The organism is Pedobacter sp. KBW06, assembly GCF_003852525.1.
Lineage (GTDB): Bacteria > Bacteroidota > Bacteroidia > Sphingobacteriales > Sphingobacteriaceae > Pedobacter.
In genome coordinates, this window is the sequence record NZ_QAJL01000002.1 from 758,897 (window position 1) to 782,338 (window position 23,442).

At 41.8% G+C, this 23,442-nt stretch carries 23 protein-coding genes; 6 read left to right on the forward strand and 17 right to left on the reverse strand.

Features of this window, described 5'->3' with window-relative positions:
• Positions 1-36 precede the first annotated feature (36 nt).
• Both gldB and DBR43_RS13350 read left to right on the forward strand, forming a co-directional pair.
• Positions 37-1,035 (forward strand): gliding motility lipoprotein GldB, encoded by a 999-nt coding sequence (gene gldB / locus DBR43_RS13345; protein WP_233602966.1) that lies wholly within the window; start codon positions 37-39, stop codon positions 1,033-1,035.
• Between the two features lie 17 nt (positions 1,036-1,052).
• The gene (locus DBR43_RS13350; protein ID WP_124581568.1) at positions 1,053-1,844 is read left to right on the forward strand and encodes a patatin-like phospholipase family protein; all 792 of its coding nucleotides are present in this window, start codon (positions 1,053-1,055) and stop codon (positions 1,842-1,844) included.
• On the opposite strand, the gene DBR43_RS13355 is transcribed toward DBR43_RS13350, so the two are convergent.
• The 7 genes from DBR43_RS13355 to DBR43_RS13385 form a co-directional block, all read right to left on the reverse strand.
• On the reverse strand, positions 1,834-2,550 hold the full coding sequence (locus DBR43_RS13355) for a 2-phosphosulfolactate phosphatase (RefSeq protein WP_124581570.1): 717 nt from the start codon (positions 2,548-2,550) through the stop codon (positions 1,834-1,836). The genes DBR43_RS13350 and DBR43_RS13355 overlap by 11 nt on opposite strands.
• A 34-nt stretch (positions 2,551-2,584) precedes the next feature.
• A complete protein-coding gene (gcvT, locus tag DBR43_RS13360) occupies positions 2,585-3,664 on the reverse strand; it encodes a glycine cleavage system aminomethyltransferase GcvT (protein WP_124581572.1) in 1,080 nt (359 codons plus the stop codon).
• Between the two features lie 122 nt (positions 3,665-3,786).
• Positions 3,787-4,989: a glycosyltransferase gene (locus DBR43_RS13365; RefSeq protein ID WP_124581574.1), complete on the reverse strand. Its 1,203-nt coding sequence runs from the start codon at positions 4,987-4,989 to the stop codon at positions 3,787-3,789.
• A gap of 18 nt (positions 4,990-5,007) precedes the next feature.
• Entirely contained in the window at positions 5,008-5,619 is a 612-nt protein-coding gene (locus DBR43_RS13370) for a ribonuclease HII (protein ID WP_124581576.1), read from the reverse strand.
• A 23-nt stretch (positions 5,620-5,642) separates the two neighbouring features.
• Complete coding sequence (locus DBR43_RS13375; protein WP_124581578.1) at positions 5,643-6,734, reverse strand: ABC transporter permease; 1,092 nt, start codon at positions 6,732-6,734, stop codon at positions 5,643-5,645.
• Positions 6,734-7,870: a glycosyltransferase family 2 protein gene (locus DBR43_RS13380; protein WP_124581580.1), complete on the reverse strand. Its 1,137-nt coding sequence runs from the start codon at positions 7,868-7,870 to the stop codon at positions 6,734-6,736. The genes DBR43_RS13375 and DBR43_RS13380 overlap by 1 nt, the downstream gene beginning before the upstream one ends.
• Positions 7,848-8,825: a hypothetical protein gene (locus tag DBR43_RS13385; protein WP_199757042.1), complete on the reverse strand. Its 978-nt coding sequence runs from the start codon at positions 8,823-8,825 to the stop codon at positions 7,848-7,850. Before DBR43_RS13385 ends, DBR43_RS13380 begins: the two co-directional genes overlap by 23 nt.
• 43 nt (positions 8,826-8,868) lie before the next feature.
• On the opposite strand from DBR43_RS13385, the gene ruvC reads away from it, so the two are divergent.
• Positions 8,869-9,432 (forward strand): crossover junction endodeoxyribonuclease RuvC, encoded by a 564-nt coding sequence (ruvC, locus tag DBR43_RS13390; protein WP_073232117.1) that lies wholly within the window; start codon positions 8,869-8,871, stop codon positions 9,430-9,432.
• A 54-nt stretch (positions 9,433-9,486) separates the two neighbouring features.
• Here the strand turns inward: ruvC and DBR43_RS13395 are convergent, their stop codons facing one another.
• Together DBR43_RS13395 and DBR43_RS13400 are read right to left on the reverse strand one after the other, a co-directional pair.
• Positions 9,487-10,341 (reverse strand): DUF4349 domain-containing protein, encoded by an 855-nt coding sequence (locus tag DBR43_RS13395; RefSeq protein WP_124581584.1) that lies wholly within the window; start codon positions 10,339-10,341, stop codon positions 9,487-9,489.
• 145 nt (positions 10,342-10,486) lie between these two features.
• The gene (locus DBR43_RS13400) at positions 10,487-10,702 is read right to left on the reverse strand and encodes a hypothetical protein (RefSeq protein ID WP_124581586.1); all 216 of its coding nucleotides are present in this window, start codon (positions 10,700-10,702) and stop codon (positions 10,487-10,489) included.
• Positions 10,703-10,835: 133 nt separating this feature from the next.
• On the opposite strand from DBR43_RS13400, the gene DBR43_RS13405 reads away from it, so the two are divergent.
• Complete coding sequence (locus tag DBR43_RS13405; RefSeq protein ID WP_124581588.1) at positions 10,836-12,473, forward strand: DUF4139 domain-containing protein; 1,638 nt, start codon at positions 10,836-10,838, stop codon at positions 12,471-12,473.
• A gap of 53 nt (positions 12,474-12,526) precedes the next feature.
• Here the strand turns inward: DBR43_RS13405 and atpG are convergent, their stop codons facing one another.
• From atpG to DBR43_RS13445, 8 genes are all read right to left on the reverse strand, one after another.
• Complete coding sequence (atpG, locus tag DBR43_RS13410; protein ID WP_124581590.1) at positions 12,527-13,411, reverse strand: ATP synthase F1 subunit gamma; 885 nt, start codon at positions 13,409-13,411, stop codon at positions 12,527-12,529.
• 27 nt (positions 13,412-13,438) lie between these two features.
• Entirely contained in the window at positions 13,439-15,013 is a 1,575-nt protein-coding gene (atpA, locus tag DBR43_RS13415; RefSeq protein WP_073232111.1) for a F0F1 ATP synthase subunit alpha, read from the reverse strand.
• Between the two features lie 61 nt (positions 15,014-15,074).
• Positions 15,075-15,623, reverse strand: coding sequence for an ATP synthase F1 subunit delta (atpH, locus tag DBR43_RS13420; RefSeq protein WP_124581592.1), 549 nt, complete (start codon positions 15,621-15,623; stop codon positions 15,075-15,077).
• Between the two features lie 31 nt (positions 15,624-15,654).
• A complete protein-coding gene (locus DBR43_RS13425) occupies positions 15,655-16,149 on the reverse strand; it encodes a F0F1 ATP synthase subunit B (protein ID WP_124581594.1) in 495 nt (164 codons plus the stop codon).
• Positions 16,150-16,225: 76 nt separating this feature from the next.
• Positions 16,226-16,435: an ATP synthase F0 subunit C gene (gene atpE, locus DBR43_RS13430; RefSeq protein ID WP_062551197.1), complete on the reverse strand. Its 210-nt coding sequence runs from the start codon at positions 16,433-16,435 to the stop codon at positions 16,226-16,228.
• Between the two features lie 41 nt (positions 16,436-16,476).
• Positions 16,477-17,607: a F0F1 ATP synthase subunit A gene (gene atpB, locus DBR43_RS13435; RefSeq protein WP_124581596.1), complete on the reverse strand. Its 1,131-nt coding sequence runs from the start codon at positions 17,605-17,607 to the stop codon at positions 16,477-16,479.
• Positions 17,608-17,621: 14 nt separating this feature from the next.
• The gene (locus DBR43_RS13440; RefSeq protein ID WP_124581598.1) at positions 17,622-18,011 is read right to left on the reverse strand and encodes a hypothetical protein; all 390 of its coding nucleotides are present in this window, start codon (positions 18,009-18,011) and stop codon (positions 17,622-17,624) included.
• A 47-nt stretch (positions 18,012-18,058) separates the two neighbouring features.
• Positions 18,059-18,280: an AtpZ/AtpI family protein gene (locus DBR43_RS13445; protein WP_124581600.1), complete on the reverse strand. Its 222-nt coding sequence runs from the start codon at positions 18,278-18,280 to the stop codon at positions 18,059-18,061.
• A gap of 111 nt (positions 18,281-18,391) precedes the next feature.
• Here DBR43_RS13445 and DBR43_RS13450 point away from each other — a divergent pair, with 111 nt between their 5' ends.
• Together DBR43_RS13450 and DBR43_RS13455 are read left to right on the forward strand one after the other, a co-directional pair.
• Positions 18,392-21,202 (forward strand): tetratricopeptide repeat protein, encoded by a 2,811-nt coding sequence (locus tag DBR43_RS13450; protein WP_124581602.1) that lies wholly within the window; start codon positions 18,392-18,394, stop codon positions 21,200-21,202.
• Between the two features lie 2 nt (positions 21,203-21,204).
• Complete coding sequence (locus DBR43_RS13455; RefSeq protein WP_124581604.1) at positions 21,205-23,427, forward strand: transglycosylase domain-containing protein; 2,223 nt, start codon at positions 21,205-21,207, stop codon at positions 23,425-23,427.
• Positions 23,428-23,442: the final 15 nt, after the last annotated feature.

Genomic DNA, 23,442 nt, shown 5'->3' on the forward strand with positions numbered 1-23,442 from the left:
TCAGCACGCACAATAAGGCCATCAGGAACCTTTCAGTTGTTACTGTCAGGAAGTTTACTCGTACTTTTTTCCTGTAAACAAGGCAGTAAACCAGATGTAACTGACATCAAACTGGACATCAAAGTCGCCCGCTTTGATCAGGATCTTTACAATGGAAAAACAAAAGACCTGACGCAAACAGACCAGCAACTCCAGCAGAAATACGGGGCATTTTATAATGATTTTGTACACCGCATGGTGGGTGATCCCAGCTATAGCAATACCGAAATCCTTTCCACCTTATACAAAGACCAGGTCTATACCGATTTAAACAGGGAGGCCGACAGTGTCTTTAAAGACATGGGAGGAATTGAAAAAGACCTCACACAGACGTTCAAATATGTGAAACATTATTATCCAAATGCCAGGATCCCTAAAATGATTTCTTTTATCTCCGGATTTGCCGTTCAGACCCCTATCGGGGATGACTATATGGGCATCGGACTGGATATGTTTCTGGGGAAGAACAGCAAGTTTTACGGTGCCATTGTACAGAGTGTTCCCACCTATCTTTCCCGTCGTTTCAGTCCGGAATATGTGGTTCCCAGAATTGCGGAAACCTATGCAAGGGAAGACCTCTTCCCTGAGCGGGATGAAGACCGGACCTTATTGTCAAAAATGGTTCAGAATGGAAAGATCCTCTACTTTATGGATCAGGTACTGGCGGATGAAGTACCGGATTCTGTTAAAATCGGATATACCAAATCACAGATTGACTGGTGTAAAACCTATGAAAAAGACATCTGGGCCTATTTGTTACAGAACAACCTGTTGTTTGAAACCGACTATCAAAAGATCCAGGTATTTCTGGGTGAAGGACCTTTTACCCCGGGCCTTGGAGAGAAGAATGAATCTGCACCGAAGTTAGGGGTATGGATAGGCTGGCAAATGGTAAAAAGATACATGCAGGAGAACAAAGGGATCAGCCTGCAGCAGCTGATGGCAGAAAAAGATCCGCAGAAAATTTTGAACATGTCAAAATATAAGCCTAAATAGCAAAAGAATATAACCTTATGACTAAAGTAGGAATCGTATTATCAGGTGGTGGAATTCGGGGAATTGCACACTTAGGCGTTTTAAAGGCCTTTAAAAACGCGGGTATCATCTTTAGCCACATCAGTGGAACCAGTGCAGGCTCTATTGCGGGTGCCTTTTATGCTTCAGGAATTGATCCTGAAAAAGGCCTGGATATTTTTATCAAGGCAAAATTACTGCGCTTCATCAGACCGGCATTGGGATCTTTAGGCCTGATCAATATAGAGCATGTAGAGGAATTGTTAAAAGAACATCTTCCGGAAGACCGGATAGAAAACCTGAAAATACCACTGACCATTGCCGCCACCAATTTCAGTGAAGGCCGGCTGGTCTATTTTACCGAAGGACCATTGATCAGGGCCGTACTTGCTTCCAGCTGTATCCCGGGAATTTTCAAACCGATCATGATCAACAACCAGATGTATGTGGATGGTGGGATTCTAAACAATTTCCCGATAGAACCTTTGCTGAGCAATTGCGATTATATCATCGGTTCTTCCTGTAATCATTTACAGGAGGTGGATAAGATCACCAACATTTCTTCCCTGATGAAAAGGGCCGGTGTCATGTCTATCAATAAAGATATGGAGCAAAAGGTATCCTTCTGCAATGCGTTGGTGGAGCCCAAAGGGATGGGTGACATCAGTACTTTTGATATGAAAAAAGCAGAAACCATTTACTGGCTTGCTTATGAGCAAACGTTAAAGACCATCAAGTCTAACGAAAGCCTGCAGGAGCTGATCAATAATTTTAAGGGACCTAAGCTTTAACTGCCACCAGGGCATCTCCCGACAATACAGGAATGGCTGTGCAAATGTTCAGCTGGAGACAGAATTTCACATCTTCTTCGATATTGAGTTCTGCCAGTCGGTGGCTGTGAGAAGATTTATGAAGGTAATTTCTCAGGTCATCCTTGGCCAGCAGGTACAAGTCTTCTGCTGCAACACAGGAATCATCAAAATGGGCAAAATCTTTGCGCAATTCATTGACTACTGCCCCGGCAAATAAGGTATCTTCCAGATTGAATTTATCCTTCCAGCCCGCACACAACAACAGGACATTTTTATGTTGATCGCGAAGCCAGTTACACAGGGATTCCAGGTTTAAAAAAGAACCGATCACCACCTGATGTGCCCTTGTTCTTGCCAGATGAAGTGCTTTTGTTCCATTGGTAGTGGTAAGGACCACCGTTTTTCCGGCTACTTTTTCCGGAGTATAAGAAAATGGAGAATTGCCGAAGTCATAGCCTTCAACCACTTCTCCATTTCGTTCTGCAGCTAATAAAAACCCTTTACCCGCATAGCTCAGGCAATCTTCTATCTGTGCGACAGGAATGATTGCACTGGCCCCATTATCAATACCGTAAACAATAGATGATGTTGCTCTTAATACATCGATCACCACGACAATACTTTCTTCTATAGCATACAGATCAAGTAGTGCGGGCGTTAAACAAACTTCTATACTTTTTGGCATTGTTAATTTATGGGCTGATAAGGTGTTTTTTAACTTATTTGGTAAAAGGGAATTTAACCACTTTCGCTTTAATTTTACTGTTACGGATGTTGATGTAAATCTCAGTACCTTCCTTAGCCAATGCTTTGTCAATGTACCCCATTCCGATTGCTTTCTGTAAAGATGGTGCCTGAGTTCCTGAAGTTACCCTTCCGGTTACGTTGCCATCGATATCTACGATTTCATAATCATGACGTGGAATCCCTCTGTCGATCATTTCAAATCCAATCAGTTTGCGTACCACACCAGCTTCTTTTTGTGCAAGTAAGGCCTCTGAATTCGTGAACTTTTTGCTGAACTTAGTAATCCATCCCAATCCTGCTTCAATCGGAGAAGTGGTATCATCGATGTCGTTTCCATATAAACAGAAACCCATTTCCAAACGCAGGGTATCACGTGCACCTAAGCCTATCGGCTGAATATTAAAAGGTTTTCCAGCTTCAAAAATCGCATCCCAGATCACATCTGCATGTTCATTGTCGAAATAGATCTCGAAACCACCTGCACCGGTATAACCTGTAGCAGAAATCACTACATTTTCCACACCTGCAAAAGTTCCTTTAACGAAGTTGTAATACTCCATAGAAGCCAGATCAACTTCGGTCAGGCTTTGAAGTGCTTCAGCTGCCTTAGGACCTTGAATTGCCAAAAGAGAAGTTTTGTCAGAGATGTTGTGCATCTCTACATCTTTATCATTATATTTTTGAATCCAGTTCCAATCCTTCTCAATATTGGAAGCATTCACTACCAGCATATAAGTTTTTTCGTCGATTCTGTAAACCAAAAGATCGTCTACGATACCGCCATCTTCATTTGGCAGACAAGAATACTGCACTTTACCATCATAAAGTTTAGACGCATCGTTACTGGTTACCCTTTGAATTAAATCTAGAGCATTTTCGCCTTTCAGGATGAATTCACCCATATGGCTTACATCAAAAACGCCAACACCACCTCTTACCACCGCATGCTCTGCATTGATTCCTTCATACTGAACCGGCATGTTATATCCTGCGAAAGGCACCATCTTGGCACCCAATGAAATGTGTTTATCTGTTAATGCGGTATTTTTCATGAGTATATATTTGTTTTTTTATGGTTCAATTTGCTTTTTCAGTTTTAGTTCATTTTAAAAGGCATAAAGCAGGAATCATCCCTGATGCAGGCCTGTAAAACGTGGGCAAAAGTACATAAAAATTATACAGTAAGTAATTTTTGGTAGATATTCAACATTCTTTCTGCGATGATCCGGACATCGTGGTCACGTTCTACCGTTTTCCTGGCATTTTCGCCAATCTCGCGCCATTTTTTAGGATTGGTGATGCATTGCAGGATGGCCCTGTAGAACTCATCTGCGGTATCTGCAATGAGGATATCTTTTCCATTTTCGCACCTGATTCCTTCGGCAGCCATGCTTGTCGCAATGATGCATTTCCGCATCGCCATCCCCTCGATGATCTTTACCCTCATCCCACTTCCGGACAATAGCGGAACAATCATAATCGCCTTGGAATTGATAAACTCGACCGCATCAAAGACCTCTCCTTCTACCACCAGGTTTTCAGAATCATATTCAAAAAACTGCTTCTGCATATTTTTTCCGGCAATATAAAAACGAAGCTCACTGTTCAGCTTTTCAATGTCCGGCCAGATCTCATCCAGAAACCATTCCAGGCCTTCTTTATTCGGTCGCCAGTCCATGGCACCCAAATGAAACAGGGTTGGAAAACTTGTTTTGGAAGGATCGGTTACATATTTCTCAAAGTCCAGCGCTACCGGAAAAACTTCCAGTGCCGTTTCACAACCAAACCTTAAAATGCTTTGCCTGTCCTGCTCGCTGATGGCAAAAACCTGGTGAAAGCGGTTGATCTGTTCGGTTTCATAAACCTTTAAACGACGTGCTAAAAACTGGAGGTAGCTCCTTCTGGGCGTGAATTTTTCCGTCAGTGCAATCCGCTCCCAGACATCAAACTCTATGTTATGGGCCCTGTAGATCACTTTCGCCTTACTGTTTTCCTTCACCACATCCAGATAGGGTACGACAAACAGTCCCTCAAACTGAATGATGTCAAACTCATTTTCTTTTAAAACGTCGCCGAGTAATTTGGCCGCATCTTCATCGAAATAGCGGGACACATTATAAGACTGATTGGAGAAAATATTCAGCAAAGCGCCGTAAACGTTAACCTCCGTATCCAGGTTGAACGAGTGAAATTTGATTTGCTCAAACAAAGGATCATAGATATCCTCTACATCTACCCGGTATTTATTGGGATTAATACTGAACATAGTAATCTCTACTCCCAGTTTTAACAATCCTTTTATTGTGTTGTATACAACAATCGGATAGCCGCTATTGGGCGGAAAAGGTATTCTGTTTGTGAGTATTAATGTTTTCAAATCACGTGAAAATACTAATTATCCTTTAATTTCGGAAAACAGGGCCAGCTGAGGCTGGCTGATTGTAAAAGTTTTACGGTGATATGGCGATAATCCATGCTTTAAAGCCGCATTTCTATGGTCTATAGTCGGATAGCCTTTATTTTTCTTCCATTGGTAGATGGGATATTCTTCAGCGATCTTTGCCATGTACTCATCGCGATGGGTTTTAGCCAGGATAGAGGCAGCAGCAATGTTCAGGTATTTCCCGTCTCCTTTAACAATGCAGGAATGAGGGATTTCAGGATAGGCTTTAAAACGGTTCCCGTCTATACTCAGGTATTGCGGCTTCAGGCTTAATTTTTCTATCGCCCTGTGCATTGCTAAAAAAGAAGCATTTAAGATATTGATCTTATCAATTTCCAGGTGATCCACCTCGGCTACTGCCCAGGCAATCGCTTCCTTCTCAATGATCAGTCTTAAAACATCCCGCTGTTTATGACTTAACTTTTTTGAATCCGTCAGCATTCCGGGAGTAAAGTCTGGAGGAAGGATCACTGCGGCGGCAAATACAGGGCCTGCAAGACATCCCCTGCCAGCTTCATCACAACCTGCCTCGATTAATTCATTCTGATAACTATTTAACAGCATATTACAATTTAATAAATTTTCAACTAAACAGATATATTTTGCGACTTCACATCAAAAGCATCCCTTAATCCAATCGCGAGTAAGTTGAAGGCATATACCGTGACCATGATCGCCAAACCAGGCAAAGTGGCCAGATAAGCCGCATCCATGATGATATAACCATAATGTTCCTTGATCATGCTACCCCAGCTGGGCATCGGTGGCTGTGCGCCAAAACCTAAAAAGCTCAGCCCGGTTTCCAGCAGGATTGCCGAGGCAAAATTTGCGGAAGCCACCACCAGGATCGGTCCGGCAATATTGGGTAATATATGTTTAATAATTGTTCTGGAAGTGGAGAAACCCAGGGCTTTCGAAGCCTCCACAAATTCTACTTGTTTCAAGGCCATTACCTGCCCTCTTACCAGCCTGGATACATCCACCCAGGTAGACAATCCCACCGCAATAAAGATCTGCCAGAATCCTTTCCCAAGGGCAAAAGAAATGGCAATCACCAATAACAGGGAAGGTAAAGACCAGATTACGTTCATGAACCAGCTGATGGCTGCATCGGTCTTCCCGCCAAAATAACCGGAAAGTGCACCCAGACTAATGCCTATAAAAAGAGAAATGAGTACCGCCATCAGCCCTACTGAAAGGGAAACGCGGATGCCAATAATGAGCCTGCTCAGCAAATCTCTTCCGTAAATGTCTGTTCCCAGCCAAAAGGTCTGCCGGTACCTGTTTTCGTTTTCCAGGAGTGGATATACCGATTCTTCCGCCTGCTCATCGTCTCCGATATACTCCCTTGCATAGACCTTATTTCCTTCCTCGCGGTAGGCTGTAACCGGAATGCTTTTAAAGTCGGCTTCCTGACCGAATAACATGCGTTCCAGAAAATTCACTTTTTTGATGTCTTTATTTCTGCTGATGATGAGAAAATCAAAGCTTCTTCCCGGCTTTTTATTGCTGAGCTGTAAATGCATGGTATTTGCATAAGGCGTCTGATCTGGTGTGATCAGGTAACCAAGAATGCCCATAAGAACCATTAAAAGGATGAACAATAGCCCGGCGAAAGCCATCTTATTTTTTCTGAATCGCTTCCATACTTTTCCTGAAGGGCTGTTATTGATCTCCATTATTTCACCATTCTGTCTTTCCAGTTGTATTTTCCTGAGTTTCCGGCAATGCCGATGTAAACAATATAAACGATGTGCATCAGGTTAAGTAAAGGCAATAAAACGAGTAATTTCCTTCTTCTTGCAAAACCTGTGACGTCGTATAAAAATAACAATTCCACGATAATTTTAACCAGGAGTTGTCCCAGTGCCAGCTGTAGAAAAAATCCAAAAAATAAACCGACGGCAATGTTTAACAAGATACTCACATTGAACAACCAGATGCCAACACCCAATACGATAATTGACTTATTTTTATAACGGGTGCTTTTGGAAGCCCATCTTTTCCGCTGCTGGATAAATTCTCCCAAAGTAGGCTTTGCATGTGTATAGACCACGGCATCATGATGCTTTAAAAAGCCGATGTTGTTCTCAAAACGGGCCGCCATTTTATGCAGCAGCAATTCATCATCCCCGGAAGCCAAATCATCAATCCCCTGAAAACCGCCGACCTCATAAAAAGCCGCTTTTTCGTAGGCAAGATTAGCACCGTTACAGGTAGAGGGCTTTTTATTGCCTATGGTGGAAGCCCCTAAACCGATCAGGTATAAAAACTCCAATGCCTGTGCACGCTCAAAGAAAGTCTTTTCTTCAAAGTAAGCCACGGGCGATGAGATCATTTTATATTGCTTCTCTTCATAAAAACTGACGATCGTTTTAAGCCAGTTTGTTCCCATCCGGCAATCGGCATCAGTAGTGATGATCAATTCCCCTGTAGCCTGTCCTATTGCCGTCTGTATCGCCTTTTTCTTATAGGAATTGAGCGCACGGTCTTCATTTAGCCGGATCAGTTTTACGCCTTTTGAGGCATAAGAAGCAATGATCTTCGCGGTATCATCGGTAGAATGGTCGTCAATAAAGATGATCTCTGTTAATGCAGTATCGTAGGATTGTGCACACAGGTCGTCCAGTGTTTTTGAAATGTTGGCGGCTTCATTGCGCGCCGCAACCAATATAGAAACCTTAGTTTTAAAAACAGGTTGTTTGGGTTGATAATAGGTCAGCTTATGCCAACCTCTGATAAAAGCCAGCACCACCAGGACATACAAGACCGTTAAAAAAGAGGTGATATAGCTAGCTACGCTGAAGATTTCCAAAAAAGTTAAGTTTAAATACGAAATAAGTGCCTAATATAGCAGGAATAATAATATTAATCAGCCAGATGCTGGCAGTACACGCAATCACAGCGACTTCCTGATCGGTGATCGAGCTGAAAAAATAGGAAGCAGTGGCAGTTCTAACGCCAATATCAAAGAGGTCTAAAGAAGGTAAGGTCGACTGTACAAAGAAGAGGATACTCACCATCATCAGAATTTCCAGGTAATGCAGGTTAGGGATCAGCCAGAAAAACAAAATGAAATATTGCGTACTGAAGACGAGATACCTGGAGAAACACAGCAATAAAATTTTAAACAATTCCCGCTTCTGGTACCTGGCCAGGATGCTATAAAACTTCTTATACTTTCTGGTAAAGCGCATAGAAAGCAGAATCCCATTCAGCCATTTGATATTAAAGTAGAATATAATAAAGAACAGACAGAAAATCAATGCAAGAAATACCAGTCCATAAAACAACAAGGGATCGATATTCACAAAGCGGTAGATAAAAACGCAGAATGCGATAGCACCGAAGACATTGGTCAGTACCATTTGACCGATATTACCAACCGCCATGGCCACCACTCCTATGATCCTTCTTTTTGGAGACAGGAAGAATACCCGTCCACCATACTCCCCGATCCGGTTTGGTGTAAATACCGCCCAGGTCAAACCACAGAAAACCGAAGCCACAGACTTCCACAGACTAATGCGTTCTACACTGGAAATTAACCTTTTCCATTTTACCGCTTCCAGGCCCCAGTTCACCAACATCAGGAACAGGACGAAACCCAATACACAAAAAATTTCCCATTGAGGAATTTGTGTCAGGAGGTTTTTGAAATCCTTTAAGTTCTTGTTTGCAGTCAGTTTACTATAGACAAACCAAAATGCGAAAAAAACAATTCCGGCTTTAAGAAAATATGAAACTATCTTTTTGTACTGTGATGTCAACTTTTTTGCTTTTACTCTGTGCAAATATGCTTAATATTGTTTTATGTTGGTTGAAAAAAAGGAAAGGGTGATCATGGGAATCGATCCGGGCACTTCGATTATGGGCTATGGGGTGATTTTGGAAAAGGGCAGTAAAATCGAGATGATTACCATGGGGATTGTCCGTATGGATCATTTAGACGACCATTTTTTAAAACTTCAGCGGATTTTTGAGAAGACCGTGGTCCTGATTGACCAGTATAAACCGGATACGATGGCACTTGAGGCCCCCTTTTATGGGAAAAATATCCAGGTGATGCTCAAATTAGGCCGCGCACAAGGCGTTGCTATGGCGGCAGCCTTATCCAGAAATATCCCGATCACAGAATATGCCCCCCGTAAAATCAAACAATCGATTACCGGAAACGGAAGCTCGGGAAAAGAGCAGGTGGCGGCCATGTTGCAAAGGCTCCTCAATTTTAAGGAGACTCCGGAGTTTCTGGATGCGACAGATGGTTTAGCTGTTGCCGTTTGTCATTCCTTTCAGCGGGTCAGTACCTCAGGTTCCGGAAAATCTTATTCCGGATGGGAAGCCTTTGCCAAAGACAATAAAAAACGATTGAAATAAAAAAGCCTGATTTGGTGTTTACCCAAATCAGACTGTACTAAACCCTCAGGATTTTTAGGCTGCAATTGCAGATTTTCTTTTCTTACGGTAATAGCGGAAAACAAAATATCCGGCCAGTATCAGGATCATCAACATCCACAAGTTGGATATGATCAGGATAAATTCTTTGAAGATGACCCATCCATTCTGAATGTTCAATCCCAATCTTCTAAAAAATCCGGGACCGTAATCTGCCAGGTTATCATTCCCAACCACCAGCTTTTTGACGGTATTGTCCTGATAGAAATTAAGCCTGATGTCACTGTACTTCACACGGGAATCTATGCTCATGTTTTCGATCTTCTTATCGATATAATCATCTTTTAAACTGAGTGCCGTCTCTACATTATTGCTTTTCTTATCCGCATGTTTGTTCAGCTGTGCAACCGCTTCCACACGGTTTTGATTTTTCAGTTTGTTGGCGAGGTAAGAGATGCTTTGATCGTCCATTTTCATGGATTGATGGTCCACAAAGACGGCCATTCCGGCTACTTTATTGGTAAAGGCATCCAGTTTCTCCGACGGGACTTTTGCTACGACCAGGCCTTCCACACGATAAGAGGTCAGTTCCAGTAAGGAGTCGGCAGAATACCCGACTTTTTCAAAACGCTCTACGTTACTCTGAATAGAAAACTCCGCGAGGGTCCCTCCTTCAGCTTTGACCAGGTCTGCCAGTTTCTCTTTCGTTTTTTGTACCTCTTTGACCCTAAAACGCATATCGGCGGTCTTAATAATTTTCTCTGTTAAGGTCGTGTCACTAACTTCCAGATTTGCAGCAGTGGCGTCAGAAGTTGCTTCATAAGATTTATTTTCTTTACTGCAGGCGGAAATCGCTATTGCTACAACACAATAGATTAAATATTTTTTCATAATATTAATCGGTTAAGGTTTTCCCTTAATACACGATCTTCAATAAGGTAACCTATGAAAATAAAAATGATGGAAATATGGGCCAAAAAAAATTCCTCATCAGCAAAGGCCAATGAGGAATTTTAAGAAGGTACTGCTTTGAATATTAAGCAGCTAATATTTTGAATACACCTTTACAAGCGATAAAAGAACCGATAAATAAAATTGCCCAGGATACGATCGATAAAGTCATAGAGTCGCCGGCAAAACGCAGGTAAACGCCTAAAACACTAATTAAAATTCCTACAGCCATCAGTTTATAGATGGAAACTTCATTAGCTCTCTTCATGCTTTCGGTATTGTGGATTGGTTTCTGTGCCATAGTCTTTTTCTATTTATGGCACAAAAATAATATTAATTAAACAAAAAGAGGAATAACATGGGTATAATTTTCAGTACATCTTCCAACTTATGGATTATCTTTAATAATTGCATCTATATTAAAACACAATCCAATGAAAAGAATTTTTTTAACCTTAATTACAGTGCTTGGCATTAGCTATAGCTACGCGCAATCCCCCCTTTCCTTTAACAGCCGGCTGGAATCTGTTACGGTATACAGTACAGGTGCAGAACTCAATCATAAAGCAAAAGTCAGCATTCCGGCAGGAACGAGTGAAATCGTCCTGAACAACATGGCCAATGCCATTGACGAAAGCAGCATTCAGGTTGGTGTGCCATCAAGCGTAACCATACTATCCACCAGTTTTTCCAGGGATTTCCTAAAAAATGAGAACAAAAGTCCTGCGTATATAAAAGTCGAAGATAGCTTGCGTATTGTAAAAAGAGAGCTCAACAAAATTCAGAATAAACGGGTGGTAGAGGAAAACCTGTTGGTTTTGCTGGATAAAAACCAGGCCATCGGTGGTGTAAATACCGGCGTAAATGTAACGGAGCTGATCAAGGTTGCCGATTACTATAAAAACAAACAACTGGAATTGAGAAACAATATTTTCAGTTTGAAAGAAGCGGAGGAGGCCCAGCAAAAACGGATCGACAGGATGCAGGCGCAACTGCAGGAACTGAGTCTGGACAAAACCGGAACTACCGGTCAGATTGTATTACAGGTAATGGCTACGGCGGCCAGTACCGGGGATTTTAACATCAGTTACCTGAGTCCAAATGCGGCATGGATTGCCTTTTACGACCTGCGTGCAGAAAACACTTCTTCTCCCTTGAAAATCGTTTACAAAGCCAATGTCACACAATCTACGGGACTGGACTGGAAAAAAGTAAAGCTGAGCTTATCAACAGGAAACCCCTCTCAGAATGGTACTGCACCGCTATTATCGGCCTGGTTTCTACAATTTGGAGAACCGCAGTATGCTTATGACCGCAAGAAACAGGCCTATCAGAACAGAATCCAGACGATGGAGGCCCGCGTGCCTTTGAACAAAGAAGTTATGGCAGATGCTGCCGAGCCGGTTATGTCACAGCTTCAGGGAAAGGCTGCCGGTATTTCAATTGTCCATAATGAGAACATGTTAAATGCCTCGTTCGACATTGAAATCCCTTACGATATCGCTTCCAACAGTAAACCGCATAGCGTAACGCTGAAAGAATTCAGTCAGCCTGCGAATTTCAAATACTATAGCGTTCCTAAAGTCGACGGTGACGCGTTTTTAATGGCGGAGATCACGAATTACGACAAATTGAACCTCTTGCCCGGCGAAGCGAATATCATCTTTGAGAACAGCTATGTAGGCAAATCCTTCATCGACCCCAATGCGACCACAGATACCCTGAACCTGAGTATGGGAAGAGATAAAAAAATCACCATTAAAAGGGAAAAAGTAGCAGAACAAACCGGCGTTAAATTTATCGGAAGCAGTAAAAAACAAACCTTCACTTATGAGATCCGCTTGCGGAACGGAAAGAAAGAAGCTGTCAATTTATTGCTTAAAGACCAGTATCCGGTCTCTACAGATAAAGACATGGAAGTGGAACTGTTGGCCGCAGAGGGTGCTGCAGTGAACAAAGAAACCGGAGTCCTGACCTGGAAACTGAACCTGAAAGCAGGGGCTACAGAAACGATCCGGATCAGCTATTCGGTAAAGTATCCCAAGGATAAGAACATCTTAAATCTGCAATAACAAAAAAGCCCTTCTCCGAATGGAGAAGGGCTTTAAATCAGATATCAGGTAAATTAACCGTTCAATGCTGCTGCACCACTTACAATCTCTGTAAGCTCTGTGGTAATCGCAGCCTGACGTGCCTGGTTGTAAGAAAGTTTTAAGGCTTTCAACAAATCACCTGCATTTTCAGTTGCTTTATCCATTGAAGTCATACGGGCACCATGCTCAGAAGCATGAGAATCCAACACCGCTTTATACAATTGCGTCTTAATTGACTTAGGAATCAACTGTGATACGATCTCTTCCTGAGAAGGCTCAAGAATATAATCTACCAGGTGCTCAGATTTTACTGCTTCAGTCGCTTCTGCTTTAGGCAGCGGCAACAATTGCTCAGTAGTAATGATCTGTACAGCGGCATTTTTGAACCTGTTGTACACCAACTCCACTTTATCAAACGTTCCTTTTTCAAAGCCGGCCATGATCGAATCAGTGATCTTGGTTACATTCTCAAAAGTAAGCGCTGCATATACTTCGTTGTTGTTTCCGATGACGTTATAGTTACGTTTCTCGTAGAAATCCTGAGATTTCTTACCGATGGCAACGATACTTACATTACCTTTTTTGTATTGTTCGCTATATTTTTCCGCGATTAAGTTATTGGTTGCTTTAATCACGTTCATGTTAAAGGCACCAGCTAAACCACGGTTAGAAGAAACCACTACAATCAATACCTTATTTGGTTCACGTTCCTGAATAAACGGAGACGATGATCCTTCTAAGCTTGCTGAAAGATTTCCTAAGATCTCTTTTAGCTTTGTAGCATACGGACGTAGCTGAACAATCGCATTGGTCGCACGCTTCAACTTCGCAGCCGAAACCATTTTCATGGCTTTGGTGATCTGCTGTGTAGATTGCACCGATGATATACGAATTCTTACTTCTTTTAAATTAGCCATTCTTTTTTATTCTTCAGTCGAGAGTAATTAGTATTTACTGGAAAGCTCTTTTGCAACAGTTTCCAACACTCCTGTAATTTGATCATCAAATTTTCCAGCTTTTAAAGCTTTCAAAGTATCAGGATGACGTAATTCCAATTGTTGTAAATATTCAGCTTCAAACTCTTTTACTTTATTTACAGGAACTGAACGCATTAAGTTTTTAGTACCGATATAAATGATTGCTACCTGTTTCTCAACAGTCATTGGAGAGAACTGTCCTTGTTTAAGGATTTCCACGTTACGTGAACCTTTATCAAGTACTGATTTCGTAGCAGCATCAAGGTCAGAACCGAATTTAGAGAAAGCCTCCAGCTCACGGTATTGAGCCTGATCCAGTTTCAATGTACCGGCAACTTTTTTCATCGATTTGATCTGCGCGTTACCACCTACACGTGATACCGAGATACCTACGTTAATAGCCGGACGGATACCTGCGTTGAACAAGTTGGTTTCCAGGAAGATCTGTCCGTCAGTAATTGAAATTACGTTCGTAGGGATATAAGCAGAAACGTCACCAGCCTGAGTTTCGATAATTGGAAGTGCAGTTAATGAACCACCACCTTTAACGATACCTTTTAATGATTCAGGAAGATCATTCATTGCCTGTGCGATCTCATCGTTAGAGTTGATCTTTGCAGCACGCTCTAACAAACGGCTGTGAAGATAGAACACGTCACCAGGATAAGCCTCACGGCCCGGTGGACGACGTAACAATAGAGACACCTCACGGTAAGCTACAGCTTGTTTAGACAAATCATCATAAACAATTAGTGCCGGTCTACCCGTATCACGGAAGAACTCACCGATCGCTGCACCAGAGAAAGGAGCATAGAACTGTAATGGAGCAGGTTCAGCAGCAGAAGCAGCAACAACAACCGTATATGGCATTGCACCGTTTTCTTCTAACGTACGAACGATGTTCGCTACAGTACTTGCTTTTTGTCCGCAAGCAACATATATACAGAATACAGGGTTACCTGCTTCGTAAAATTCTTTTTGGTTGATGATCGTATCGATACATACCGCAGTTTTACCAATCTGACGGTCACCAATAACCAACTCACGCTGACCACGACCGATTGGAATCATACCATCGATAGCTTTGATACCTGTTTGTAGAGGCTCAGTAACCGGCTGACGATAGATTACCCCAGGAGCTTTACGCTCGATCGGCATTTCATAAGTCTGGCCAATGATTGGTCCTTTACCGTCGATTGGCTCACCCATAGTGTTCACCACGCGGCCTAACATACCTTCACCAACTTTGATAGAGGCGATTTTCTTAGTACGTTTAATCGTATCACCTTCTTTGATCGTGTCGGATGGGCCTAATAAAACCACACCAACATTATCTTCTTCAAGGTTCAAAACAATACCTTGTAAGCCGTTTTCAAATTCAACTAACTCACCGGATTGAACTTTAGTTAAACCATAAACACGGGCAATACCATCACCCACCTGCAATACGGTACCAACTTCTTCAAGTTCTGCTTCTGATTTAAAGCCCGCCAATTGTTGCCTGATAATTGCCGATACTTCGTCTGGTCTTACCTCTACCATAATTTTATATTATTTCTTTTGTAAATCAGTATATGTTATCTTCTATTATTAAATACTCAAGTTAAACAATTCCCTGAGCAAATTCTTTTTTAAGTTTATTCAAACCATTGGCGATACTTGCATCAAACTGCTTATCACCAACCTTTAAAATAAAACCGCCAATCAGTTTGTCATTAACTTTTTCTTTAATCACCACTTCATTAGCGCCTACTTCTTTTTTCACTATCGCTATGATCTCTGCCCTGTTTGCATCAGTCAGTTCCGTAGCTGAAGTTACCTCAGCAGTTACAATTCCTTTAATCGCATTGTATTGCTGAATGAAGGCTTTTGCTGTTCCGAATAAGATTTCAGAACGTCCTTTGTTTACCACCAGTTTTAAGAAGGCTTTGGTTACCGCATTTACTTTGGTTCCAAAGACATTGTCTAAAATCCCTGCCTTTTTATCCAAAGGAACGATAGGGTTTTTAAGAATGGCTTCTAATTCCGGATTCTGATCAATTACCTGATCTAAAAGAACCATATCGTTTTTGATTTCTTCCAAAGCATTCTGCTCGGTAGAAAGATCTATTAACGATTTGGCGTATCTCGATGCTGCTTTATTTTCTAACATTTTTATCTAATTTGGCTAAACAAACTATCAACTAGTTTAATTCAACATCTTTTAAAAGATTAGCAACTAAATCCTGTTGGGTAGCTTTATCCTGTAATTGATTACGTAACACACGTTCTGCGATATCCAATGATAAAGTAGAAACCTGGCTTTTCAATTCTGCCAAAGCAGCTTTCTTTTGGTTTTCAATTTCAATCTTAGCCTTTTCGATTAATTTAGCACCTTCAGTTTGCGCTGAATGTTTAGCTTCATTAACGATACTATCTTTAAGCGTTTTTGCTTCTTTCAAGATCAAATCACGTTCAGCACGGGCAGACTTCATCAACTCCTCGTTCTGAGCAGTTAAACGGGTCATTTCTTGTTTCGCCAGTTCAGCTTTATTTAAAGCCTCATCAATCGACTGCTCACGTTCTTTAATTGCTGCTAAAACAGGTTTCCAGGCAAATTTTGCCAATAGGAACATTAGCAATAAGAAAGCAATGGATTGAAAGATAACTAGGCCAAATTCAGGTAATAATAATTCCATCTGATGTATATATTAATATTTTGTTCTTTTTTAACAATAAATGGTACCAGGCATTATACCTGGCACCTTTTAATTTCTAGCCATTACCCATTAGGGCAACTACTACTGCGAAAAGCGCAACAGCCTCAACGAAGGCAGCAGCGATTAACATTGCAGTTTGAATTTTAGAGGCAGCTTCTGGTTGACGAGCGATACCGTCCATAGCTGAACCACCAATGCGTCCGATACCCAGACCAGCGCCAATCGCAGCTAATCCTGCACCAATTGCAGCAATACTTCCTGTAATCATGATTTTATATATTAATTGTTGTTAAAAAATAATTCTTATTAATGGTGTTCTTCAATTGCCATTCCGATAAACAGGGCAGACAAGATGGTAAAGATAAAGGCCTGGATAAAAGCAACCAATAATTCTATGGCGCCAATAAACACAGCAAACGCGATCGATACCGGGGCAATGTATAAGCTGTTGAATACAAACACAAGGCAGATCAATGACAACACAAGGATGTGTCCTGCAGTGATGTTCGCAAACAAACGAATCATTAAGGCAATAGGTTTGGTAAAGATACCGAACAACTCTACCGGAACCATTACAATGTACATCCACCATGGTACATCAGGCATAAAGATGTGTTTCCAGTAGTATTTGTTACCATTGAATACAGTAAGGCAGAAAGTAGCAATCGCTAAGATCATCGTTACCGCAATGTTACCTGTTAAGTTGGCACCACCTGGTAAGAATGGGATCAGACCCAGCATGTTGTTAAACCAGATGAAAAAGAATACGGTCAATAAATAAGGCATGAAGCGCTCATATTTATGTCCAAGATTCGGCTTTGCAATATCATCACGCACAAACAGGATGATCGGCTCCATCCAGGATTGCAATCCTTTTGGCGATTTTCCTACGCGTTTTTTGTAACCGTTGGCTACATTGATGAATACCACAAGGAGAATGATGATCGATAAGATCAGGGTACAAACGTTCTTAGTAATGGATAAATCCAAAGGACGTTCGTTAGATGCATGATGCTTCTCATCAAGAGCCAGGAATTGTCCGTGCTCATTTGCAGCATCAGATGCATAATAGATCTTCTCGTGCATCTTCACAAAGCGTTGTCCGTTTCTTTCTACCACTACTTTACCATCATCATCATGGTTAAAGTCAGCAGAACTGAAATTTACAAATCCAGCTTTGGTGTACAATATCACCGGAAGATCGATATAGGTATGTCCGATTACATGCCAGCTATGCGAATCCGCAATGTGGTGTAGTGCAAACTTACCAATGTCAAACTTTTCCTTTGCCTCTGGTTGGGCATGGGAATCTTCTGTTACTTGTGCTGTGTCAACCTGAGCAAAAGCTGCGGGTGTAACAGAAAAAAACGCTAAAAACAGCGTAAAAACAACAATTAACCTTTTCACTTTAAACTCAAAAACGTGGCTACAATCCATTTACTCGCAGATTTTTACTTTTTATTTTGGTGGCGCAAGTTACGTAACAAACAGTATATTTCAAAGAAGCTGAACAATAAATATAAAGAAAAAAAATTCAGGACAAAAACAAAGCCGTTTTCCTTGCTCTTTAAGCTGTAAATCAGCACAAAAGCCATAGAAAAAATCATCTTCAATGCAATTGAGCCCATAATTGCCATAATTCCTGTCTCCGGGTTCTTTTTTATCCCTAAATCAGCAAGGATATAAGCAATAAATGTGATGCTCGCTAAAAAGCCAAACACCAGCCAGAACTTCTTCACCAGAATCAGCTGTTCAGGAAAAATAGCAGGAAGAAAATAGGCAATCACAGCCAGAACAAAGCTGTATAACAGATAATATAAGGTAAACCGCGTTAAACTCAAATCAGTAATTTTTTACAAAAGTAGGGAATTACCGCGATTTTAAATCATCAGTCGTTATTTTTATTCAGTTGTTTTACAACCTGATACAAAGATATGATGACCCCAACAAGGCTCAGAATTGCCGTAAAGATTGGCGTCTTGCTGTGCCTGTATTCGTCAATTTTATAACCTGCAAAGGCAAATAAGCCTATTGTGGCCAGCATTTGAAAACTGACAGACGAATATTTAGCGAAATTATTTATGTTCTTTTTCTTTTCGTTTGGTTCCATCTTAATTAAATCTCGTACAAATAAAACCCATTTTGTTAAGAAGTTATTGCTGAATAAAATACTTTTGCATATATTTTGTTGTTATAAGCTTTTAACTCAATCAGCATTTTTTTGGAAAATTACGCAATCAACTCTCTAAAGATAACGCTATTTATCTTTTGTTCCGGTATCCTATACTCCTGCAGCTCACACAAAGATACTGCCGGAAGCAGGGCTATGCAGAACCTCACCTCCCGTTACAATTACATCTACAATGCAAATGTCATCCTCAGTCAGCATCAGCAGGAACTGACGGAAGGCTATGCAGACAATTATGATGAGATCCTTCCCGTCTATGTAAACCCGGAGAAGTACGACATCTTTAACAGTCAGCCCTCAGAAAGCCTGCCTGCCATGGATGAGATCATCAAGAAAGCAAGGGTGATCCTGCTGGAAAAAAGCTTCGGCAACTATATAGACGAATCCTACCTCCTGCTGGGAAAAGCAAACTTCTATAAACAGAACTATTTCAATTCCACGGAATATTTTGACTATACCGCCAAAAATTTCCCGACCAATAAGAAGAGCTATGTTCAGGCTTTGGACTGGAAAGCACGAAGCCTGATGCAGCTAGGTAAATACAGTGAAGCCGCACTGGTGCTCGATACCTTATCCATTACCATTTCCGAACAAAAAAAGAATAAGGCAGACCCTCTGGCAACAATTGCCCAGATCTATATTCACCAACGAATGCCGGCTGAAGCCATTGGTGCTTTAAAGGAAGCCATAAAATCGAATGCCACCGGTGCCGAACGCATCCGCTGGACCTATATCCTCGCGCAGCTCTCCGAGCAGCTGGAAAACTATCCGGAAGCCCTGCAGTATTACCGGAAAGTAGAAAAAAGCAATGCACCTTTCGAGATGTACTTTAATGCCAACTTAAACCGCATTAAGCTCAATGCTTTTATGAGTGGTGTAAAATTAAACAAACAAGACCAGTTACTTGCCCTGCTTAAAGACGATAAAAATGAGGATTACCATGACCAGATCTATTATCAGGTGGCGGAAACCTATATCAGAGACGGCAATTTTGATCAGGCAAAGAAATACTATCAGCTTTCGGTACGTAACAGTATAAAAAACAATTACCAGAAAGGCCTTTCTTATTTAAAAATCGCAGACCTTAATTTCAAACACTTCAGGGATTACAGAGCTGCAAAAGCCTATTACGACAGTACCACGAATACCTTACCTAAATCTTATCCCGGTTATGAGCTTATTCTTAAGAAAAATCAGAACCTGCAATACCTGACCGACCGCTATGGGATAATTTCATCGGAAGACACCCTTCAATCCATTGCAAAGCTTCCTGAAGGAGAACGCATGGCGAAGGTCAACCTGATCGCAAACCCGGTAGCAGCAACCGTTAAACCAACGGAAAGCTATACTGCCAATCCCCTGGACCCTTTCCAGAACAGCAACGACAAACGAAATAAAAACAGAAATACCAGCAGCAGCTTCTATTTTGCAAATTCCAATGCCATCAGTACCGGGTACAACGATTTCAAAAAGAAATGGGGCAACAGGAAACTGGAAAACAACTGGCGCCAGAGCATCCGTTCTTCTGCTCAGGAAACCATTCAGGACATCAATAAAAATTACAGTACAAACAATGGCAAAGCAGGCAGAAATCAGGATAGCCTCCTTGCTGCAGCGCCGGATTCTGCCGGAAGAATCAAAGCCATCATGGCAACATTGCCACTTACGCCGGAACTCCAGGCCAGGTCAGATCAAAAGATCATCGATGCTTATCATGAAATTGCCAATTTCTATCTTCAGGAACTAAATGATCCTAAAGAAGCAGCTGAGGTCTATCAGATCCTGCTGGACCGTTTTCCAAACAACAACCGCCTGGCTTCTATCTATTACGGCCTCTTCCTTGTCAACAAAACACTTGATCCGGCCAAAGCCGAAGTATTTAAGAACAAAGTACTGAAGGATTATGCCTCTTCTACTTATGCAAAGACCATTCTTGATCCTTCCTTCTCTCTGAGACAGTCGGAAATGGAAACCGTTATCAATAAAAAGTACAATGACCTCTTTGAACTGTATGAGAAAAAGGATTTCGGTGCCGTGATCCAGCAGGTGAATGAAATTTTAACCACAAGCCCTGATAACTATCTGGCTCCGCAATTCGCCTATCTGAAAGCCATTGCCATAGGAAGAACAAACCATGTAGACTACCTGATTAATGAATTTGAAAAGATCAACACGAGTTTTACAGAAGATAAACTGATCGTTCCATTGGTAAAAGAACACCTTAGCTATATCAATCAGCACCTGGAAGAGTTCAAAAAGAGACAAATTGCACTGATCGACTTTGACCCGAACGAACCTAAATTCTTTGGACAACAGTTCCCGGCAACAGCTATAGCGGCAGTGAGCCCTCCGGTTACGAATGCAAAACCAGTACAGCAACCGGTCAAAAACACCACCAGTCCCGTAGTAACACCAGTAGTGGCACCACCGGCAGAAAAGGTGGCCGCTGTAGAAAAACCAGTGGCCCCGGTAAAAGTTGCCGGCATTTTTAGCACGGCAGTTTCAACGGTCTATTATTACGTAGTTCATGTGTCTGACGGTTCTTTAACCCTCAGTTCTTCCCGTTTTGGGATCGGACAATTCAACCGCGGAAACTATGCGGAGAACAATCTGCGACATCAATTGAAGGAATTTGACAATGATCAGCTTATATTTGTAGGAAACTTTGGTACTTTCGACGACGCAAAAACATATGCGGATGGAATCAATCCACAGTTAAAACAAATCATGAAGGTCCCTGCTAACCTTTATAAGAGCTTTATCATTAGCAAAGAAAACTTCGAGAAGCTGAGCAGCAAGGACATTCTGGATAAATACCAGGAATTTTATAAAAACAATTATTAAAAATGAACAAACCACTTTCGCAAGAAGACATCAGAAAGTACAATTTTAGACTTTGGAAAGTATTAATTGCCGGAATCGTTTTATTCGCTCTCTTCATTATTGCCGTAGGTTTTGGCTTGTTCGGTGACTTGCCTTCCTTCAGAGATATTGAACATCCAAAAAGCAATCAAGCCTCCGAAGTGGTTACCGAAGAAGGGAAAGTTCTGGGCACTTACTTCGTTCAAAACCGTTCTAATGTCACTTACCCTGCGATCTCCCCGAATGTCATCAATGCACTGATTGCTACTGAGGACATCCGTTTTAAAGAACATTCAGGAATTGATTTCAAGCGGACTTTTACCATATTTCTATATGCGATCATAGGAAAAAAACAAGGTGGAAGTACCATCACACAACAGCTGGCATTGAACCTTTTCTCCGAAGAAGGACGTCAAAAGAACTTTGCCAAACGTCTTTTACAGAAATTCCAGGAATGGGTAATCGCGGTTAAATTAGAACGCAACTATACCAAGGAAGAAATCATTGTGATGTATTTAAATACCGTAGACTTTGGCAACCAGGCCTATGGGATCAAATCTGCCGCTAGGGTTTATTTCAACACCACTCCGGATAAACTGACTGTTGGACAGGCAGCAACGCTGGTTGGGATCCTGAAAGGGATTTCCAGGTATTCCCCTACCCGGAATCCGGACCGTTCCCTGGCCCGCAGAAATACCATTATGGGATTGATGGTCAAAGCAGATTTCCTGACGGATCCTGATTTTGAAAAAGAAAAAGAAAAACCACTGGGCTTACGTTTCAGCGCGGCCACGGTGAATGATGGAATTGCGCCCTATTTTAGAGCAGTTCTAAAAAACGATATCAAAAAAATCTTCCAGGACAGATCCATTCTTAAATCGGATGGAACGCCTTATGACCTGGACAGAGATGGCTTGAAAATCACCACTACCATCAATTACGACATGCAGGTCTTTGCGGAAGAGGCGCAAAAAGAATACATGAAAACCTTACAGGTTTCTTTCAATAACAGCTGGAAAGGACGCAATCCTTTTAAAGGTAAAGAAATGCAGATTGAGCAGGGTGTGAGAAGATCTGACCGCTACAAAGCATTACAGCTGGAAGGAAAATCAGAACAGGAAATTAAGACCGATTTCAATACGCCTACCCGGTTGAGCATCTTCACCTGGAAAGGAAATGTGGATACCCTGATGAAACCGATTGACTCTGTAAGATATTACAAGCTGCTCCTGAGAAATGCGATGATGGCAATGGATCCGCGGTCCGGATATGTGAAAGCATGGGTTGGTGGGATTAATTATGAACATTTCAAGTATGACCAGGTAAAAATGGGGACAAGACAGGTGGGTTCCACTGCCAAACCTTTTACTTATACGGTAGCGATTGAAAACGGATATTCTCCTTGTTTCAGCGTGCTCAATGAGCCAGTAACGATAGAAGTACCCGGAAGTGCACCATGGACCCCGAGGTCTTCCGGAACGGTTCCGGGATACCTGACCTTGCAAAAAGCCCTGGCCCTTTCACAAAATTATATAGCGGCATTCCTGATGAAACAGGTGGGCCCGATCCCTGTAGCTACTTTAGCTAAAAAAATGGGGATCACCTCAGAAGTTCCGGCTTATCCATCCATCGCACTGGGCTCTTTTGATGCCTCAGTTTATGATATGGTGGGTGCATATAGTGTATTTGCCAATAAAGGGGTCTGGAATAAACCGACTTATATCCTGAAGATAGAAGATAAAAACGGTGTGGTATTGTACAGTGAGAAACCCATCCCCGTTCCGGCAATATCTGAAGAAGTGGCGTATGTGATGACCAGAATGCTTCGTGGTGTAATTACCAATGGAACAGGATGGCGACTGGCGGGCAGATTCGGTGTAAGCGGACCTATCGGCGGTAAAACAGGTACCACCAATGCCAACTCTGATGGCTGGTTTATGGCGATTACCCCTCAGCTGGTAGCTGGTGTATGGACCGGTTGCGAAGACCGTGCCTTCCACTTTACCAGTACCGCACAGGGTGATGGGGCAACAACCGCCCTTCCGATCTATGCAGGTTTTATGAAACGCGTATATGCCAGCTCTAAGCTGAACATGAGCAAAGCCGACTTTGAACCGCCTAAAAACGGAGTGTCCATTACTTTCGACTGTAACCAGTACCAACAACAGGAACAGAAAACTGAACTGGACGAGAAATTAGGCTTCTAATCATTTTAACAAATT